This window comes from Archangium violaceum (genome assembly GCF_016859125.1).
Classification (GTDB): Bacteria; Myxococcota; Myxococcia; order Myxococcales; family Myxococcaceae; genus Archangium; species Archangium violaceum_A.
On the sequence record NZ_CP069338.1, the window covers coordinates 6,656,776 to 6,675,808 of the forward strand.

At 69.0% G+C, this 19,033-nt stretch carries 15 protein-coding genes; 8 read left to right on the forward strand and 7 right to left on the reverse strand.

Annotated features, from left to right (window positions below; all coding sequences use genetic code 11):
• Position 1: 1 nt before the first annotated feature.
• On the reverse strand, positions 2-709 hold the full coding sequence (locus tag JQX13_RS28560) for a hypothetical protein (protein ID WP_203402645.1): 708 nt from the start codon (positions 707-709) through the stop codon (positions 2-4).
• A 145-nt stretch (positions 710-854) separates the two neighbouring features.
• Between JQX13_RS28560 and JQX13_RS28565 the strand changes: the two genes are divergently transcribed.
• Both JQX13_RS28565 and JQX13_RS28570 read left to right on the forward strand, forming a co-directional pair.
• Positions 855-1,841 (forward strand): CPBP family intramembrane glutamic endopeptidase, encoded by a 987-nt coding sequence (locus tag JQX13_RS28565; protein WP_203402646.1) that lies wholly within the window; start codon positions 855-857, stop codon positions 1,839-1,841.
• Between the two features lie 62 nt (positions 1,842-1,903).
• Positions 1,904-3,445, forward strand: coding sequence for an IMP dehydrogenase (locus tag JQX13_RS28570; RefSeq protein WP_203402647.1), 1,542 nt, complete (start codon positions 1,904-1,906; stop codon positions 3,443-3,445).
• A 24-nt stretch (positions 3,446-3,469) separates the two neighbouring features.
• On the opposite strand, the gene JQX13_RS28575 is transcribed toward JQX13_RS28570, so the two are convergent.
• Positions 3,470-4,456: a class I SAM-dependent methyltransferase gene (locus JQX13_RS28575; protein WP_203402648.1), complete on the reverse strand. Its 987-nt coding sequence runs from the start codon at positions 4,454-4,456 to the stop codon at positions 3,470-3,472.
• A 134-nt stretch (positions 4,457-4,590) separates the two neighbouring features.
• Between JQX13_RS28575 and JQX13_RS28580 the strand changes: the two genes are divergently transcribed.
• Together JQX13_RS28580 and JQX13_RS28585 are read left to right on the forward strand one after the other, a co-directional pair.
• Entirely contained in the window at positions 4,591-5,733 is a 1,143-nt protein-coding gene (locus tag JQX13_RS28580; protein ID WP_203402649.1) for a cystathionine gamma-synthase, read from the forward strand.
• A gap of 90 nt (positions 5,734-5,823) precedes the next feature.
• Positions 5,824-6,279, forward strand: a complete 456-nt coding sequence (locus tag JQX13_RS28585; protein WP_203402650.1) for a VOC family protein — start codon at positions 5,824-5,826, stop codon at positions 6,277-6,279.
• A gap of 13 nt (positions 6,280-6,292) precedes the next feature.
• Here JQX13_RS28585 and JQX13_RS28590 read toward each other — a convergent pair whose 3' ends face one another.
• The 3 genes from JQX13_RS28590 to JQX13_RS28600 all read right to left on the reverse strand — a co-directional run bounded on the left by JQX13_RS28590 (position 6,293) and on the right by JQX13_RS28600 (position 10,016).
• Positions 6,293-7,822: a DUF4403 family protein gene (locus JQX13_RS28590; protein WP_203402651.1), complete on the reverse strand. Its 1,530-nt coding sequence runs from the start codon at positions 7,820-7,822 to the stop codon at positions 6,293-6,295.
• Between the two features lie 131 nt (positions 7,823-7,953).
• Complete coding sequence (locus tag JQX13_RS28595; RefSeq protein WP_203402652.1) at positions 7,954-8,550, reverse strand: manganese efflux pump MntP family protein; 597 nt, start codon at positions 8,548-8,550, stop codon at positions 7,954-7,956.
• A 101-nt stretch (positions 8,551-8,651) separates the two neighbouring features.
• A complete protein-coding gene (locus tag JQX13_RS28600) occupies positions 8,652-10,016 on the reverse strand; it encodes a pyridoxal-phosphate dependent enzyme (RefSeq protein WP_203402653.1) in 1,365 nt (454 codons plus the stop codon).
• A 299-nt stretch (positions 10,017-10,315) separates the two neighbouring features.
• Here JQX13_RS28600 and JQX13_RS28605 point away from each other — a divergent pair, with 299 nt between their 5' ends.
• A complete protein-coding gene (locus JQX13_RS28605) occupies positions 10,316-11,353 on the forward strand; it encodes an aminoglycoside phosphotransferase family protein (RefSeq protein ID WP_203402654.1) in 1,038 nt (345 codons plus the stop codon).
• Between the two features lie 22 nt (positions 11,354-11,375).
• A complete protein-coding gene (locus JQX13_RS28610; RefSeq protein ID WP_203402655.1) occupies positions 11,376-12,404 on the forward strand; it encodes a sugar phosphate nucleotidyltransferase in 1,029 nt (342 codons plus the stop codon).
• Positions 12,405-12,407: 3 nt separating this feature from the next.
• On the opposite strand, the gene JQX13_RS28615 is transcribed toward JQX13_RS28610, so the two are convergent.
• Together JQX13_RS28615 and JQX13_RS28620 are read right to left on the reverse strand one after the other, a co-directional pair.
• On the reverse strand, positions 12,408-13,172 hold the full coding sequence (locus JQX13_RS28615) for a Stp1/IreP family PP2C-type Ser/Thr phosphatase (protein ID WP_203402656.1): 765 nt from the start codon (positions 13,170-13,172) through the stop codon (positions 12,408-12,410).
• 125 nt (positions 13,173-13,297) lie between these two features.
• Positions 13,298-13,654 (reverse strand): DUF192 domain-containing protein, encoded by a 357-nt coding sequence (locus JQX13_RS28620; protein WP_203402657.1) that lies wholly within the window; start codon positions 13,652-13,654, stop codon positions 13,298-13,300.
• Positions 13,655-13,672: 18 nt separating this feature from the next.
• On the opposite strand from JQX13_RS28620, the gene JQX13_RS28625 reads away from it, so the two are divergent.
• Complete coding sequence (locus tag JQX13_RS28625; RefSeq protein ID WP_203402658.1) at positions 13,673-14,176, forward strand: tRNA (cytidine(34)-2'-O)-methyltransferase; 504 nt, start codon at positions 13,673-13,675, stop codon at positions 14,174-14,176.
• A 33-nt stretch (positions 14,177-14,209) separates the two neighbouring features.
• A complete protein-coding gene (locus JQX13_RS55555; protein WP_203402659.1) occupies positions 14,210-18,976 on the forward strand; it encodes a J domain-containing protein in 4,767 nt (1,588 codons plus the stop codon).
• Positions 18,977-19,033 lie beyond the last annotated feature (57 nt).

The following is a 19,033-nucleotide window of genomic DNA, read 5'->3' on the forward strand; positions in this document are numbered from 1 at the left end:
TTCAGAGGATGCGCTGGTTCTCGCGCACGAAGACCTTCATCCTGCCCGTGCAGATGTCATTCAGACGCTGGCAGTCGAGCTCGCGGAGCTCGTTCAGCTTCAGCGTCTCATCCATGAGTGGCTCGCGCTTGATGTTCCAGAGCTTCAGGTGGACGTGCTCGTCGTCGGTCCAGGAGACCTGGGCGCGCAGCATCAGGCGCTTGCCCTGGTGCTCGAAATCCACCGGGGTGTGCTCCGGCGGCGCGAGCGTGTAGACGCCGGTCACGGCGGGGAGCTGGAGGAGCAGTTGCACCGGGCGCTGGTGCTCCTCGGCCGTCTTGAGCTGCAGCGTGTGCTGGCCGGTGATGCTCAGGCTCATGAAGTCCAGGGTGGCCGGGTGCTCCTGGGCGATGGGCTTCAGGCTGGGTTGCTTCCGGGTGCCCTCGATGATGGCGATGGCGCCCTGGGGCGCGCGGACGTAGCCGGAGCAGCGGTCGTTGGACGAGCAGTCGAGGGTGAGACGCCAGTTGGCTCCGGCATTGGGACAATCCCTGGGGACCTCCAGCTGCCCCTGCGCCTTCGGGGTGAGGATGAGGCTCTGGGTGGTCCGGGTGCGGCAGACGAAGTCCACGTCCACGGCGAGCGCGGTGACCTCGACCGGAGACTCCTTCTTGGCCGGAGTCCCGTCCGCAGCGAGCAGCAGGGCGACGACGGAGAGGGCGGAGAGCATGGCTCCGGTCTATCACGGGTCTCCCGTGTGCCTGGCCGGCCCGGTTCCAGCCCCCGGCTGCGTGCAGGGCACTCGGCCAGGAGCCGGAGGCGCGTCCCGGGAGTGATACGCTCCGCGCCTCGTCGCGCGGGAGACACGCTCCGTCATGGACAGCCGTAAGGACACCCTGTGGTTCATCTGCATCACGTTGGTGGTCAGCTGGTTCATCGGGTGGCTGTGGCTGCTGGACGAGGCGCGGCTCGTGTTCCTCCTCCGGGTGTTGATGTGCGTGCCGGCGGTGGTGGCGATGAGCTGCGCGTGGGTCTTCCGGCGTGAGCCGCCGCGCGCGATGGGCTTTCAATTTCCGGGGTGGGGGTACTGGGCCCTGGGGCTGCTGTTGCCCCTGGGGTACGCGGCGGTGGAGGTGTCGCTGGCGTACGCGGTGCGCGCCGTGTCGGGGCGGCCGGACTTCATCACCTTCCAGCCCGAGTCCTTGAGGGGGCCCTTCGGTCTACGCGGCCTGGTGGTGGTGCCCGCCATGCTGGGACTTCTGGTGGCGGGCTCTCTGACCTGGCTCCTGGTGGCGGTGGCGCACAGCCGCGGTTGGCCGGACCGCGTGCGCGCGCGATTTCCCAAGAACTGGCGCGTGGTGCCCCACCTCTTCGACCTCGCGCTGTGGGTGCCCTCGTTCTACCTGGGCGGGCTGCCCGGCGAGCTGGCCGAGGAGATGGGCTGGCGCGGCTACCTCGTGCGCCGGTGGATGGACCGCCCCGCGGTGGCCGCGGCCATCTCCATGCCGGTGTGGGCCGCCTTCCACCTGCCCGTCATCTTCTCCTCCACCCAGCGCGGGCACGTGCTCCAGAATGTCTCCTTCCTCGCCTCCATCGCCGTGGCCTCGGTGGTGTTCGCCGCGCTGTACATGGCCAGCCGCTCGGTCTGGCCCTGCGCGCTGTTCCACCTGAGCTGGAACGTCTTCAACCCCCTGCTGCTCGGCGACGTGTACACCGGGCGCCCCGGCCTCTTCGGTGGCGAGGTGTGGATCTTCAATGGCGAGGGGGTCTTCGGGCTCCTCCTCAACGGGCTGCTCGCGGTGTGGTTCTTCCGGCGGTGGATGCGCGCTCCCGCCGCACAACCCGCCCTGGGAGGGGTGTAGGCAGGCGTCCAGGGGTTCGAAACAAGATTTGACAAGCCGATGCCGCCGAAATAGTTGCGGTCATGGCGCTGATCTACGACGAGCCGAGCAGGACCTTCGGTGAGTACCTGCTCATCCCGAACCTGACGACGAAGCAGTGCACCCCGGCGAACGTGGACCTCCTGGCTCCCGTGGCCCGCTTCAAGGCGGAGCCCGGTGATGCTCCTCCGGATCCCAGGAAATCCCCGCTCACCATCAACGTCCCCATCGCGAGCGCGATGATGCAGTCGGTGTCGGGCGCGGAGCTCGGCATCGCGTTGGCGCGGGTGGGCGGGCTGAGCTTCATCTTCGGCTCGCAGTCCATCGAGTCCGAGGCGGAGATGGTCCGCCAGGTGAAGAACTACAAGGCCGGCTTCGTGGTGAGCGACTCGAACCTGCGCCCCGACGCCCGGCTCTCGGACGCCCTCGCGCTGACCCGCCGCACCGGGCACTCGACGGTGGCCATCACGGAGGACGGCACGCCCACCGGCAGGTTCCATGGCATCCTCACCAGCCGGGACTACCGCATCGGGCACACGCCGCTCGACACCACCGTGCGCGAGCTGATGACGCCTTTCGAGGCCATCCACAGCGGCCGGGCGGGCATCACGCTCCAGCAGGCCAACGAGCTCATCTGGAAGCACAAGCTCAACTGCCTGCCCATCATCGATGAGCAGCAGCGCCTGGTCTACCTGGTGTTCCGCAAGGACCACGACGCGCACCAGGAGCACCCGCTGGAGAACGTGGACAAGGAGAAGCGCCTGGTCATCGGCGCTGGCATCAACTCCCGCGACTACTCGGAGCGGGTGCCCGCGCTCATGGAGGCGGGCGCGGACGTGCTCTGCATCGATTCGTCCGACGGCTACTCCGAGTGGCAGCGCGACACCATCGAGTTCGTGAAGTCCCGCTACGGGGCCAGGGGGCTGGTGGGCGCCGGCAACGTGGTGGACCGCGAGGGCTTCCTCTACCTGGTGGAGGCCGGGGCGGACTTCGTCAAGGTGGGCATCGGCGGCGGCTCCATCTGCATCACGCGCGAGCAGAAGGGCATCGGGCGCGGCCAGGCCTCGGCCGTCATCGAGGTGGCGCGCGCGCGCGACGAGTACTTCCGGAAGACCGGGCACTATGTGCCCATCTGCTCGGATGGCGGAATCAGCCAGGACTACCACGTGACGCTGGCGCTCGCGATGGGCGCGGACTTCGTGATGATGGGCCGCTACTTCGCCCGCTTCGACGAGGCGCCCGGCCGCAAGGTGCGCATCAACAACCAGACCATGAAGGAGTACTGGGGCGAGGGCAGCAACCGCGCTCGCAACTGGCAGCGCTACGACCACGGCGGCAGCGGCAAGACGCAGCTGGAGTTCGAGGAGGGCGTGGACAGCTACGTTCCGTACGCCGGCAAGCTCAAGGACAACCTGGAGGTCACGCTCGCCAAGGTGCGCAGCACGATGTGCAACTGCGGCTCGCTCAACCTGCGCGAGCTCTACCAGCGCGCGCGGCTCACGGTGGCGTCGTCCGTGAGCATCCACGAGGGCGGCGTGCACGACGTCATCCCCCGGGACATGCGCAGCGTCCCGAGCGAGACCTGAGCCACTCACCTCCCGCCGCGTGACTCAGCGGCGGGAGGCGCGAGGCGCCACCATGCGCCAGCAGCGGTGGATCTCCTTGCGCTGGAAGTCCTCGGGGATGGAGCCGGGCGTGAGCTCCTCCACCCCCTCGTAGCCGCGCACGGCGGAGTCCTTCAGCTCGAAGTCCAGGAAGTTGGTGGAGAAGTAGAGGACGCCGCCGGGGGACAGCAGCTCCCGGATGCCCTCCAGCATCCGCACGTGGTCGCGCTGCACGTTGAAGCTGCCCTGCATCCGCTTCGAGGTGGAGAAGGACGGCGGATCGCACACGACGAGGTCGAAGGTCTCCTCGGGCGCGGTGCGCTGGTCCTGCACCCAGGCCATGGCATCGGCGCGCAGCAGGGTGTGGCGCGGATCCGACAGCCCGTTGAGCGCGAGGTTGTCCTCGGCCCAGTCGAGGTAGGTGTTGGACAGGTCCACGCTGAGCGTGCGCGAGGCCCCACCCGCGGCGGCGTACACGGTGAAGGCGCCCGTGTAGCAGAAGAGGTTGAGGAAGCTCTTCCCCCGGGCCTCGTCCCGCACCCGGGCGCGCGTCAGCCGGTGGTCCATGAAGAGGCCGGTGTCCAGGTAGTCGCCGAGGTTCACCCAGAACTTCAGCCCCTGCTCCTCCACCACGATGCGCTCGGAGCCCTCGCCCACCCGGCCGTATTGCGAGCGGCCCCACGGCTGGGGCAGGTGTGTCTTCACGTGGATGCGCTCCGGGGGCACCTCCAGCACGGCCGTCACCGCCGCCAGCACCTCGGCCCGTTGCTCCTCCAGGCTCTTCAGCGCCCGCCGGCGGGGGTACTCCACCAGGTGCACCCGGTCCGCGTAGAGGTCCACCGCGTAGGAGTACTCGGGGACGTCCCGGTCGTACACGCGGAAGGCGGTGAGCCCGCGGGCCTTGGCCCACTTGCGGAAGTGCCGCACGTTCTTGCGCAGGCGGTTCTCGAACATCCCCACCGCCGCTCCGGAGCCCTGGTCCGCTGTCGTCATGGCCGCCTTGTCCTCTCCCGTACAAACCGCCGCCCCCTCTTCTCCGAGTCCCCGCCGCCCGGCAAGCATTCCTCTCGCGGCACCCGGACCCGCCGGCACTCCCGGGGGGGAGGGGAGTGTGATAGGCCCCCGCCATGCGCTTCGACACCCTCGCCATCCATGCCGGCCAGGAGCCGGATCCCACCACTGGCGCCATCATGACGCCGGTCTACCTGACCTCTACCTACGTCCAGGCGGGCCCCGGGGAGCACAAGGGCTTCGAGTACAGCCGGACACAGAACCCCACCCGCAACGCGCTCCAGGACTGCCTGGCGGCCCTCGAGGGAGCGAAGCACGGCCTTGCCTTCGCCTCGGGTCTGGCCGGCACGGACATGCTGATGCACCTGCTGGAGGCCGGGGACCACGTCGTCGTGTCCGATGACGTGTACGGCGGCACCTTCCGCATCTTCGACAAGGTCTTCAAGCGCCACGGCCTGAGCTTCTCCTGGGTGGACCTGTCCAACCCGGACAGCTTCGAGAAGGCCATCACCCCGAAGACGAAGATGGTGTGGGTGGAGTCGCCCACCAACCCGATGCTCAAGCTCATCGACCTGCCGCGTATCGCGGAGACGGCGAAGAAGCGGGGCATCCTCTCGGTCTGCGATAACACCTTCATGTCCCCGTACTTCCAGCGTCCGCTGGAGCTGGGCTTCGACGTGGTGACGCACTCCACCACCAAGTACATCAACGGCCACAGCGACGTGGTGGGCGGCTTCGTGTGCACCAGCAACGAGGAGCTCGCGCAGAAGATGTACTTCCTGCAGAACGCCGTGGGTGGCGTGCCCGGCCCCATGGACTGCTTCCTGGTGCTGCGCGGCGTGAAGACGCTCGGCGTGCGCATGGAGCGCCACGCGCAGAACGCGATGAAGGTGGCCCAGTACCTGTCCTCGCACCCCAAGGTGAACAAGGTCACCTACCCGGGCCTGGAGAGTCACCCGCAGCATGCGCTCGCCCGCAAGCAGATGAAGGGCTTCGGCGGCATGATGACCTTCGACATCAAGGGCGGCCTGGAGTCGGCGCGGACGTTCCTCAAGACGGTGAAGATCTTCGCCTGCGCCGAGTCGCTCGGTGGCGTCGAGTCGCTCATCGAGCACCCGGCCATCATGACGCACGCCTCGGTGCCGAAGGAGACGCGCGAGATGCTCGGCATCTCCGACGGGTTCATCCGCCTGTCCGTGGGTATCGAGGACGCGCAGGATCTCATCGACGATCTGAAGAACGCGCTCGACGCGGCCTGAGCCGTGCCCCGGAGGGGGGCTTGACCTGAGAGGTGGTCCCGCGCAGTCTCACCTTCCCCGTATTGCGCGGGGCTTCTCTCAGGAGCAGACATGCCCAAGGCGATTCCCGACGGATACCACTCCCTGACGCCGTACATCGCGCTGAGCGACGCCGCCAGGGCGATCGAGTTCTACAAGGCGGCGCTCGGCGCGACCGAGCTGTACCGGCTCCCCATGCCGGGTGGGAAGATTGGCCACGCGGAGCTGCAGATCGGCGACTCGCGGCTCATGCTGTCGGACGAGATGCCCGAGTGGGGCAACAAGAGCGCCAGGGGCTACGGCGGCACGCCGGTGGGACTGTGCGTCTACAGCGAGAATGTCGATGCGCTCGCCGAGCGCTTCGTGAAGGCCGGCGGCAAGGTCGTACGGCCGCTGGAGAACCAGTTCTACGGCGACCGCAGCGGCCAGTTCGAGGACCCCGAGGGCTACATGTGGACGCTCATGCAGCACGTCGAGGACGTGTCGCCCGAGGAGATGCAGCGCCGCATGGAGAAGATGGGCGGGTAGCGCGAAGGCCCGGCTACTTCTTGCAGGGCAGGTAGAGGCCGAGCTGCGCGTCCACTTCCACGTAGATGCGCAGGAAGGTCGGGTGCGGGTAGACGCCCTTCACCTCGGTGCGGAGCACCTGCCCGCGCGCGCAGCCCAGGTCCTCCGCGAAGGACAGCTCGGTGGACATCTTGTCCTTCACCATCGCGAGCCGCTCGGAGACGTCCACCCGGAGCGCCTGCCGGGCCTGCTCGCGGATGGACTGGTAGTCCAGGGCGAACTTGAGCTTCACCAGCTCGCTGGCCGTGCCCGGGGTGATCTCCAGGTCCGGGACGGAGAGCTGGTTGTCGATGACATGCGGATGGCCGGCGAAGAAGAGCTCCCCGCCCACTCCGACGGAGTAGCTGCCCACCCTGGCCCTGCCGCCCAGGTTCATCTTGATGACCACCGTGTCATCCGAGGGGTAGACCTGGGGGTTCTCCATGTAGAGCTCGGGATGGGACGCGGAGAAGTAGAGGCGTCCCTTCATGGAGGACTCGAGCGCCTTGGAGAGCTCCTCGTAGCGGGCGGCCACGGGGATGACGACCTTGAAGGGGCCGGAGGGCAGGGTGGAGACGTTCTGCAGCAGCGGCATCTCCACTTGCGTGGTCAGGGTACCGGCATCCACGCTGGTGCCGCCGTCCGTGCTCGCGCTGCCCGGGGTGTAGCTGGCGAATTGGGTGTCCCCGTTCACGTCCGGCGTGCCGGCGTCGAGGCTGGCCTGCTGGAGACCCCCGTCGGTATCCGGCGTGCCACCATCGCCATCCGTGGGGGCGGCGGCGAGGCTGGCCACCGGGGTGCAGGGCAGTGTCACCGAGGGCAGCACGACGATGCCCAGGTCCTTCTCGAGCCCGTCGGCGAGCATGGTGGGCGCGGCCTCCAGGTTGGTCACCTTGAGCTCGGCGCAGGCGACCTGGTCCCCCACGGGAATCTCGATGGGGCGGGCGAGCCGGGCGAAGGCGCTGGCCACCAGCGGGCGCACGTCGAAGCGGAACTCGTCGAGCGTCTTGCCGACGAGCTCCTTCAGCTTGCCCTCGATGGCGCGGTTGACGGCGTCCACCGGCCCCGAGGCCACCACCTGCACCTCGGTGGACTGCAGGAGCGCCTTGAAGTCCGCCGTCATGACGGGCTCGCCAGCGATGGTGATGGTGATGGGCAGCTCCCGCTCGCCGAGCATGTTGAAGCGGCCATGCACGGTGACGCCCACCACCACGCGGCCGCGGTCGAACTTGAGCACCACCGGCTCGCGCGTCCAGGTGTAGTGGAGCGTCTGTCCGCCGAAGAGCTGGGCATCGCCCTCGCCCGAGCGCGGCAGGCTCTCCGCCATCTTCTTGGTGAGGGCCTCCCGGAAGATGGTGGTGTGGATGACGATCCGCGAGGGCGGAGGATCCGACACCGGGCGGCCACCGTTGGTGGCGGGCGGAGGCGGCTGCAGGGTCTGCGATTCGATGCGAGGGCCGCTGCAGGACAGCAGGGCCAGGGACGCGAGGAGCGCGGAGAAAGGACGGGAGCGCGAGGAAGGCATGGGAGACCGAGCCGCCGAAAGGACGGAGGCGCGGCGCATTCTCCGTCAACACGGCCCACGGGCCCAAGTCCGATGCGCGTTCACCCTGTCGGGGTGGCTTCACCCACCGTGTGGGACCGCGGGGCGGCCCCTCAGCCGGCGGAGAGGTGCTCGATGAGCGTCTTGACGCCAATCCCGATGAGGACGAGCCCTCCGAGGATGTCGAGCTTTCCCTCGAGCTTCTCGCCGAAGCGGCGCCCGAGGCTCACGCCCAGCAGGCACAGGACGAAGGTGATTCCACCGATGACGGCCGCCGCCGTCACCAGGCGCACCTCGAGCACGGGCAGGGTTACTCCCGCGGCGAGCGCGTCGATGCTGGTGGCGAACGCCATCAGTGTCAGCCTCCCCGCACCGAACGGATTGCGCTCCGGGGGCGGCTCGCCCTGCTTCGGCGCGTCGGGGACCCCCGGGTGATGATGCGTGATGGCCTCGTGGATCATCTTGGCCCCGATTCCCCCGAGCAGGATGAACGCGAGCCAGTGGTCCCAGGCGGAGATGACCTTCGCGAACTGGGAACCCAGCGCCCAGCCGATGACGGGCATGAGCGCCTGGAACAGGCCGAACAGGAACGCGAGCAGCAGGGCGTCTCGTGCCCGGACGCGCGGGGCCGCGAGGGCACTCGCGATGGACACCGCCGTGGCATCCATGGCCAGGCCCAACGCGAGCAGCAAAAGGGTCAGCACCGACATGTGGGCCCTTTTGCCTGATACCCGGGACTCGCGGAAGCTTCTTCTTGAACCCGCGGTCCTCGATACCCTCACCCCGTCCCTCTCCCAGGGGGAGAGGGGTATTACGCCGTGGTGCGGTGCATGTGCTCGATCAGGTCGATCTTCGTCACGATGGCCAGGACCTTCTCGCCCTCCTTCACCACCGCCACCTTGTCCTGATTGAACACCTCGCGCAGCCGGTTGAGGCTCGTCTCCGGCGACACCACGCCCTGCATCGGCGCCACGATGGCGTCGATGGTGTCCGCGAACTTCACCTTGTTCGCCACCAGCGCGTTGAGCAGATCGTACTCGTGGATCATCCCCACCGCGCGCCCGTCCTCGCTCAGCACCGGCATCTGGCTGATGCCCCGGTTGCGCATCGTCTCCACCACCTGATCCACGCGCTCGCCCTTGCGCGCGGTGATGACGTCACGCTTGCCGTTGAGCAGGTCGCGCACCGTGCCCGCGCCCTTCTCCTCCAGGAAGCCGTTGTCGCGCATCCACTCGTCCGAGTGGAACTTGCTGATGTAGCTCATGCCCGTGTCCGGCAGCACGACGACGATCGTCTTTCCCTTGCCGACCTCCTTGGCCAGCTGCACCGCCACGTGCACCGCCGCGCCCGCCGAGCCGCCCGCGAAGATGCCCTCCTCGCGCGCCAGCCGCCGCGCCGCCACGAAGCTCTGACGGTCATCCACCTGCCGGATGTCGTCCACCACCTTGAAGTCCATGGCACCGCACAGCATGTCCTCGCCGATGCCCTCGACCTTGTAGACGTGCGGCTCCGTCAGCTTGCCCGTCTTGAAGTAGCCCTCGTACACCGAGCCCTCCGGGTCCACGCCCACGTTCTTCAGGCCGGGGATCTTCTCCTTCAGGAACTTGCCCGCGCCGCTCATCGTGCCGCCCGTCCCCAGGCCCGACACGAAGTAGTCGATCTTCCCGTCCGTCTGCTCGTAGATCTCCGGACCCGTCAGCTTGTAGTGCGCCTCGATGTTGTCCGGGTTGTGGTACTGGTTGAGCATGAACGCGCCCGGGGTCTCCCGGTGGATGCGCTTGGCCGTCTCGTAGTAGCTGCGCGGATCCTCCGCCGGCACGTTCGTTGGAGTCACCACCACCTGCGCGCCCAGCGCCTTCAGGCGGTTGATCTTCTCCAGCGACATCTTGTCCGGCATCGTGAAGATGCACTTGTAGCCCTTCACCGCCGCCGCCAGCGCCACGCCCATGCCCGTGTTGCCGGACGTGTTCTCCACGATCGTCCCGCCGGGCTTGAGCTTCCCCTCCTTCTCGGCCTTCTCGATGATGTAGAGCGCCATGCGGTCCTTGATGGACGCGCCCGGGTTCATGAACTCGCACTTGACCAGCACGGTCGCGTCGTTGGGCCCGACCAGACGGTTGAGCTTGACCAGCGGCGTGTGGCCGATCGCGGAGAGAATGGTGTCGTGGATTTCCATCGGAAGGCTCGCTTGGGGTGGGGTAATCGGCGCGTCCTTATAGCCGTCCGGCCCATGCCGGTCGACCCTGGTTGGCTGCCTGCCCACTCCCTGTGTGTAACAGGCGCCTCCCCTCGTGTCTTTCCGACACGGTGCGGCGAACCGCACGGTTCGAGCAGCGGGCAACCACCCGGCCCTGATCTCGCATGTTGGGGATGCGACCGGTCTCGAAGTCTCCCTCACAGGAGCTTTGACCCCGCTGCGTGGCACTCCCATACTCGCGCGCCTCCTCCACACACATCCAGGAGAAGCGTCTACTTATGGAAATCGAGGCCGCGCTGCGCGACCAGGTGGGGAAGGCCATCGGCCGCCCCGTGTCTCAGGCTCCCATCAAGAAGCTCAAGGGTGATGCGAGCAACCGCTCGTACTACCGCGTGGGCACCGCCCCCGAGAGCTGGGTGGTGATGGTGATGCCCCTGGATGCCTCGAAGAAGAGCGAGGAGGCCTCCAAGGGTGAGCCGCCCAAGGAGCTGCCCTTCGTCAACGTCCACCGCTACCTGGAGAAGCTGGGCATCCGCGTGCCGCGCATCCTCGGCTACGACGAGCCCGAGGGGATGATGGTGTTGGAGGACCTAAGCGACGTCACCTTCGAGGCGGCGCTCGAGGGCGGCAAGAACAACCAGGCCCTCTACACCCGCGCGGTGGATCTGCTGGCCCGCATGCGCGCCCAGGCCGAGCGCCATCCGGAGCCGGACTGCCTCGCCTTCACCCGCGCCTTCGACGAGGACCTCTACGACTGGGAGCTCCACCACTTCCGCGAGTGGGGCCTCGAGGTGTGGAGCGGCAAGAAGCCCACCGACTCCGAGCGCGCCGAGCTGGACCGCACCTTCCGCGACATCGCGAAGCAGCTGGCCGCCGCGCCGCGTGGCTTCACGCACCGCGACTACCAGAGCCGCAACATCATGATGAAGGACGGCGAGCTGGTGGTCATCGACTTCCAGGACGCCCTCCAGGGTCCGCGCCAGTACGACCTGGTGGCCCTGCTGCGCGACAGCTACGTGGAGCTGGACCGGGGCTTCGTGGACACGATGCTCGACCGCTACATCGCCACCTTCGCGGAGCTGACGGGCGAGCGCATCGAGCCGAAGTCCTTCAAGGCCTTCTTCGATCTGCTCACCATCCAGCGCAAGCTGAAGGACGCGGGCCGCTTCGAGTTCATCAACCGCGTGAAGGGCAACCCGGGCTTCCTGGTGTCCATCCCCGCGTCGCTGCGCTACGTGCGGGATGCGTTCGAGCTGCGGCCGGAGCTGAGCGGGCTGCGGAAGCTGGTGGCGAAGTACGTCCCCGAGCTGGGCTGACAGGAGAGGGGAGGGGTCGCACATGAAGGCCATGGTCCTCTGCGCGGGGCTGGGTACGCGCCTGCGTCCGTTCACCGAGCGCTGGCCCAAGCCGGCCATGCCGTTCCTCGGGCAACCCCTCTTCCGCTACCACCTGGCGGTGCTGCGGGCCGTGGGCGTGCGGGAGGTGGGCATCAACACGCACCACCTGCCGGACGTGATGACCTCCACCGCGCGTGGCGAGTGTGACCGCGTGGGCGTGCCGCTGCACGTGGCGCACGAGCCCGTCATCCAGGGCACCGGTGGCGGCATCCGGGGCTTGAGGCCCTTCCTCGAGGGGGACGACTTCATCGTCTTCAACGGCGACATCCTCTTCCCGGTGGACCTGCGCCCCGTGGTGGCGGCGCATCGGGCCTCGGGCGCGGCGGCCACCATGGTGCTGCTGCCCATGCCCGAGAACGAGAAATACGCCGCGGTGGAGATGGACGCGCGGCAGCACGTGCGCCGCATCGCGAAGTTCGGGCCCGGGGGCGAGGGGCTCTCGCCCTGGCACTTCACGGGCGTGCACATCCTCTCCCCGCGCGTCTTCGACTTCATGTCCCCCGAGGGGCCCGAGGACATCAACCGCGACGTCTACGTGCGGATGATGGAGGCGGGCCTCACGGTGCGCGGCGAGGTGGTGCGCTCGTACTGGTCCGACCTGGGCACGCCCTCGCGCTACCTGTCCACCGTGCGCGATGTGCTGTCCGGCCAGGTGTCGCTGGACGGGTTGGGCGCGGACTCGCCCCTCGCCTCGGCGCCTCGCGGACAGGGGAACTACTGGGCGAATCCCTCCGCTCGCGTGGGCGAGGCCCAGGTGACGGGGCCGGCCTGGTTCGACGGGGGGTGCTCCCTGGCCGAAGGGGTTCGCGTCGGGGCCTCGGTGTCCGTGGGCTCGCACGTCCGCGTGGGCGCGGGAGCCCGGCTCGAGCGCTGCGCCGTCCTGGAAGGGACCGAGATCGCTCCCGGAGAGGAGCTGGTCGAGGTGGTGGCTTGGGGGGCACACCGGGTGAGCGCGCCGCTCACCCCGTGAGCCTCAGTTGGCGTGGAAGCGTGCCAGCACGCAGGTGACGTTGTCGTTGCCACCCGCCGCGTTCGCCATGTCGATGAGCTGCGAGCACGCCTTGTCCAGCTCCGGCGTGCGCGCGAGGATCTCCTGCATCTGCGGATCCGTCACCATGCCGGACAGGCCGTCCGAGCACAGCAGGAAGATGTCGCCCTGCTGCGGCTCCACCTTCGCCACGTCCACCACCACCGTCTCCTTCATCCCCAGCGCGCGGACGATGACGTTCTTGTGGGGGAAGTTCTCGATCTCCTCCGGCGTGAGCTTCTTCGCCTTGAGGTAGTCGTTGAGCAGCGAGTGGTCCTCGGTCACCTGCGTCAGCACGCCCTGACGGAAGAAGTACACGCGGCTGTCGCCCACGTGCCCCACGTACGCCGAGTCCTGCGTGAAGTGCACCGAGACGATCGTCGTCCCCATGCCCTTGTACTTGGTGTCCGAGCAGGCCTTCTCGAAGATGCTCTTGTTCGCCAGCTTGATGCCCGTGGCCAGCCGGTTCTCGTCGTAGTTGCGCGTCTTCTCCATCTTGAACGGCCAGGTGGCGTCCTGGTCGCGCGACGTCATCCGGAAGAACTCGGCCAGCTCTTCCACGGCGATCTTCGAGGCGATCTCCCCGGAGGAGTGTCCGCCCATCCCATCGGCGACACAGCACAGGTTCTCGTCGGTCAGAATGAGGTAGTTGTCCTCATTGTGGTTCCGCTTCATCCCGACGTGGGTGTTGCCAGCAACCTCGATGCGCATGCTCGGGGGATCTCCAACGTGTCCAGGTAGGTGCCTTGGACGGAGGGGCAGGTTAACAAAGCGCCTCTAAGGGGGTCAAAACCCCAGGCGCACGGAAGGTTGGCCTCTTCACGCCCATTCGGGGCTCACGTCACCTGCTCGAAAGAGAGTCGGTCGCCCTCCAGGGTGCCACTCGCCTGGAGCGTCCCCGCGGGCAGTTCCAGCACCGATTTCGCCTGGAAGTACACCGAGGTCGCCCTCCAGGGCGGCAGCGCCAGGAACTGCTTGACGATGACCCCGTTGGCGTCGAGGAAGGCCACGTCGATGGGAATGCGCATGAAGAAGGTGTGGATGGAGTTGCAGGGCGCGATGTGCAGCCCCTCTCCGAAGGCCAACGAACGCCGGCCCATCAACCCCACGAAGCGGTCCATGAAGGACAGGGCCCGCTCGGCGCGGTCCGCCAACAGGCGGTCTCGTGTCACATTGTTCACCCTCAGGCGCATGTCGCGCTTTCTACTCCAATGCTCCAGCCCCTGGCGCGCCCCTTCCACCTCGTCCTCGTCTCACCCCAGATTCCCCCCAACACCGGCAATGTCGCCCGGTTGTGCGCCGTCACCGGCTGCCGCCTCATCCTCGTGGAGCCCCTGGGCTTCTCCATCGATGACCGGCACCTCAAGCGCGCCGGGCTCGACTACTGGGACAAGGTCTTCCTGAAACTCTACCCGGACTACGACGCCTACCTGGCCGAGTGGCCCTCGGCCAGGCGGTGGCTCTTCTCCGCTCGCGCCGCTACATCCCTGTATGCCGCCGGCTTCGAGGAGGGAGACCACCTGGTCTTCGGCTCGGAGACGCAGGGGCTGCCCCGGGACATCGTCGCCGGGGGCTCGGGGACGGCCGTCACCATCCCCATGCTGCCCGAGCGCCGCAGCCTGAACCTGTCCACCGCCGTGGGCATCGCCGCCTACGAGGCCCTGCGGCAGGTGCAATTCGGCGCGGCGGCCGGGCGGGCGGGCACGCCGAGTTGAGAGGAGGGGCGGACGGACTACACTGGGGGCCGCATGCCCCCCTCGCTGGTCGCCGAAACGCTGTACTCCGCCCACAAGTCCCGTGCCACCGGTCGGCTCACGCTGCACGCCGGTGGGCGCGAAGCGCTCCTGTTCCTCCAGGCTGGAGACCTGGTGGGGACGCGGCTCGGCTTCGGGTACCAGACTCCGGTGCAGTCGCTGATGCAGGCCGGGCGTATCCGGGCCGAGCAACTGGATGCGCTGTGGGCCCGGCAGAGCGCGGGTACTCCGGACGAGGAGTTGCTGGAGGAACTCGGGCTGGCGCCGCAGGCCGTGGCGGAGCAGCAGGTGCTCTGCGAGGTGCGGAGGCTGAGCCAGCTCGCCGAGCGCGCCGCTTTCGAGGAGGGCGGGGTGGAGGAGATGTTCCGCCCCATCGCGGGGACGCGTGTCGTCCGGGCGGCCCTCGAACCCGCGGGCGCCGAGGCCTCCGAGCCGCGCATGTACCGCTGCGCGGAGCCTGGGGCGTGTGCCCCGTGGGTGGCCAGTGCGCAGGAGATGGCCCTGCTGCTGACGCTGGCGGACTTCCAGCGCCTGGAGGGACTGACGCCCGCCCAGGAGGTGCTGCTCCACGTCCTCCAACGCGAGGGCCTCGTCGAGTCTCTGTCCATCGAGGCCTGGGAGGCACGCGAGCGGGCCCGGAGAGAGGAAGAGGCACGGCGCGAGGAGGAGGCACGGCTCGCCGAAGAGGCGCGACTGGCTGAGGAGGCACGGCTGGCCGAAGAGGCTCGCCTCGCGGAAGAGGCGCGGCTGGCTGAGGAGGCACGGCTGGCCGAAGAGGCTCGCCTCGCGGAAGAGGCCCGGCTGGCCGAAGAGGCTCGACTGGCCGAAGAGGCTCGACTGGCCGAAGAGGCGCGACTGGCCGAAGAGGCGCGACTGGCCGAAGAGGCTCGCCTCGCGGAAGAGGCCCGGCTGGCCGAAGAGGCTCGCCTAGCGGAGGAGGCGCGGCTGGCCGAAGAGGCGCGGCTGGCCGAAGAGGCGCGGCTGGCCGAAGAGGCGCGGCTGGCCGAAGAGGCTCGCCTAGCGGAAGAGGTGCGACTGGCCGAAGAGGCCCGGCTCAGGGCGGAGGAAGAGGCGCGGCTGGCCGAAGAAGCGCGACTGGCCGAAGAGGCTCGCCTAGCGGAAGAGGCGCGGCTGGCCGAAGAGGCCCGGCTCAGGGCGGAGGAAGAGGCGCGGCTGGCCGAAGAAGCGCGACTGGCCGAAGAGGCTCGCCTAGCGGAAGAGGCTCGCCTAGCGGAAGAGGCTCGCCTAGCGGAAGAGGCTCGCCTAGCGGAGGAGGCGCGGCTGGCCGAAGAGGCGCGGCTGGCCGAGGAGGCGCGGCTGGCCGAGGAGGCGCGGCTGGCCGAGGAGGCGCGGCTGGCCGAAGAGGCTCGCCTAGCGGAAGAGGCGCGACTGGCCGAAGAGGCCCGCCTCGCCGAAGAGGCCCGGCTCAGGGCGGAGGAAGAGGCGCGACTGGCCGAAGAAGCGCGACTGGCCGAAGAGGCTCGACTCAGGGCAGAGGAAGAGGCGCGGCTGGCCGAAGAGGCACGGCTGGCCGAAGAGGCTCGCCTCGCGGAAGAGGCTCGCCTCGCGGAAGAGGCGCGGCTGGCCGAAGAGGCTCGCCTCGCGGAAGAGGCGCGACTGGCCGAAGAGGCGCGACTGGCCGAAGAGGCCCGCCTCGCGGAAGAGGCCCGGCTCAGGGCGGAGGAAGAGGCGCGACTGGCCGAAGAGGCCCGCCTCGCGGAAGAGGCCCGGCTCAGGGCGGAGGAAGAGGCGCGACTGGCCGAGGAGGCGCGACTGGCCGAAGAGGCCCGCCTCGCGGAAGAGGCACGGCTGGCCGAAGAGGCTCGACTGGCCGAAGAGGCTCGCCTCGCGGAAGAGGCGCGACTGGCCGAAGAGGCGCGACTGGCCGAAGAGGCCCGCCTCGCGGAAGAGGCCCGGCTCAGGGCGGAGGAAGAGGCGCGACTGGCCGAAGAGGCCCGCCTCGCGGAAGAGGCCCGGCTCAGGGCGGAGGAAGAGGCGCGACTGGCCGAAGAAGCGCGACTGGCCGAGGAGGCGCGACTGGCCGAAGAGGCCCGCCTAGCGGAAGAGGCGCGACTGGCCGAAGAAGCGCGACTGGCCGAGGAGGCGCGACTGGCCGAGGAGGCGCGACTGGCCGAAGAGGCCCGCCTCGCGGAAGAGGCCCGGCTCAGGGCGGAGGAAGAGGCGCGGTTGGCCGAAGAGGCCCGGCTCGCCGAGGAGGCCCGGCTCAGGGCGGAGGAAGAGGCGCGACTGGCCGAAGAGGCCCGGCTGGCCGAAGAGGCTCGGCTGGCGGAGGAGGCTCGTCGCGCTGAAGAGGCTCGCTTGGCCGAAGAGGCCCGCCTCGCGGAAGAGGCCCGGCTCAGGGCGGAGGAAGAAGCTCGCCTGGCGGAAGAGGCTCGGCTGGCCGAAGAAGCTCGGCTGGCCGAAGAAGCACGGCTCAGGGCGGAGGAAGAGGCGCGTGCTGTGGAGGAGGCTCGCCGCGCTGAAGAGGCTCGGCGCGCCGAGGCCGCGCGTATCGCGGAGGAGAAGCGCCGCGCCGAAGAGGCTCGTCGGGCAGAGGAGGCTCGGCGCGCCGAAGCAGCGCGTATCGCGGAGGAGAAGCGCCGCGCCGAAGAGGCTCGTCGGGCAGAGGAATCTCGGCGTGCCGAGGCCGCGCGTATCGCGGAGGAGAGGAGTCGAGCGGAGGCACAGCGCCTTGCTCAGCATCTGCGCCTCTCCGAGGTCTCCCAGTTGTCGGACGTGGCGCGCATCGCCGAAGCGGCCGAGTTGCAGGATGGCGAGTTGATCCTCACCGCGTCGCCTGACGAGTCCCCGGAGCCCGCGCGTCCGTTCGATGTCAGCTATCTCACTGGTGCATCCACCTCGGCGAGCACGATGTCGGGTGCCCGGATCGAGGCTTCCCTCTCCGAGGTGGCGCCCGCCTCGGAGGCCTGGTTCGACGCGTTCCCGAGCGAAGCCGGGTCGGCGACTGGGTCGGGTGAACTGGAACTGGCCAGGACTCCGGGCAGCGTGGAACTGCCCGTGCAGGAGGACTCGGCCGCGCTCCGTCTCGCGCGCGAGCAGGCTCATGCCGCGCAGCTGCAGGACATGCAGGAGGCCATGCGGAGGGCCGGGGCCGCTCCTCCCGAGGCGTGGCTCACCGAGGAACCCGCTCCCTCTCCCGCTCGGGTTGCCGCTGCTCCCGCGTCCCAGGTTCCGGTGAGTGGGAAGGGCGCCGAGTTGGACTTCTGGGCAGAGTTCGAGGCTCCCGAGCCGACGACGCCCGCCGCGCCCGCGCCTATCGCGCCTCCTCCAACCGCGAGACCGCAGCCCGTGGCGCCTCCTCGGGCCGCTGTTCCTCCGGGGCTCCGTTCGCCCACCGCCGGCGCGCGGGCTCCGGTTCCTCCGGGGCTCCGTTCACCCCCTGTCAGCGCGCCGATGCCCCCTGTCAGCGCGCCGATGCCCGCCGTCAGGACGCCGATGCCCCCTGTCAGCGCGCCGATGCCCGCCGTCAGTGCGCCGGCTCCAGCGGCTTCCGTTCCTCCGAACCTGTTCGCCCGTAGCGGAGCGCCTCCCGCTTCCATGCAGCCGCTCCGGCTGGGGCCGGACGCGCCTCGGCCCACGAGCGATGACGACCTCTGGCGCATCGTCACCTTCGACAACGCCAACTCCGGCGAGGTCCCTGGTGATATCAACGCCTCGTTCGAGGCCGCGCTGCAGCAGGTCGACGCGCACCTGGAATCGCTCGTCCTCACGGAGGTTCCCCAGACGGCGGCCACCTCCAAGCCCTCCTCCGGGGCCGCGCCCCAACCCGTGGCCCCCGCGCCCCCTCCGGTCACCGCGGCGGCCTCGGTCCAGAGCGCCGACCCCCAGGAGCCCGAGGCATGGGACGAGCTGTCCTTCAGCGAGGAAGACCTGGCGGATGAGCCCTCCGACGAGGAGTCGAAGGTCCGCCGCCAGCGTCTGCTCCAGCGTGCCATGGAGCTCACCGGCCCCGTGCCGGCTCCGGCTGCTCCCGCGGCACCACCTCCGTCTCCCGGCGAGCCGGCTCCGCTCAGTCCCGAGCAGCAGCTCGCCCAGCTCATCGAGAAGCGCTACTCCGACGTGCAGGACAAGCGGGACCACTTCACCACGTTGGGCCTCGCCATCGGCCCGGACGTGAAGCGGGAGCAGGTGAAGACCGCGTTCCTCGGGCTCGCCAAGCGCTTCCACCCGGATCGCCTGCCTCCGGCGCTCTCCGAGCTCGCGCCCAAGATGACGACCGTCTTCGAGGCCATCCGCGAGGCCTACGAGGTCCTCTACGACGACGCGAAGCGCGCGGCCTACCTCCAGGAGCTGCGCTCCAAGGGCTCGAGTCAGGGGAGCGGCTCGTCCTCGGGGGTGGACCCGAACGAGCTCTTCAAGATGGGCGAGGTCCTCTTCCGCAAGAGGGACTTCGTGGCCGCGGCCGAACACTTCGAGCGGGCCTTCAACACGCAGCCCAAGGCGGTGTACCTCGCGGCCCGCGCGTGGGCCATCTACATGGACCCCCAGCGCAAGGCGGAGGTCCCCAAGACGAAGCAGATGATGGCCGAGGCGCTCAAGCTGGACCCGAAGTGTGATCGGGCCCACTACCAGCTCGGGGTGATCGCTCGCGTCGAGGGGGACGTGGCGCGTGCCGAGCGCCACTTCCGCGAGGCGGTGCGTGCCAACCCCAAGCACCTCGAGGCCAACCAGGAGCTGCGCCTCATCGAGATGCGCAAGAAGAATCCACCTCCCAACAAGAAGGGCGGCCTCTTCGGCTGAGGTCCGGTTCGGACGCTTCCTCCCTTGCCGCTCCAAGTATCGCGGGGTGGACAGGCT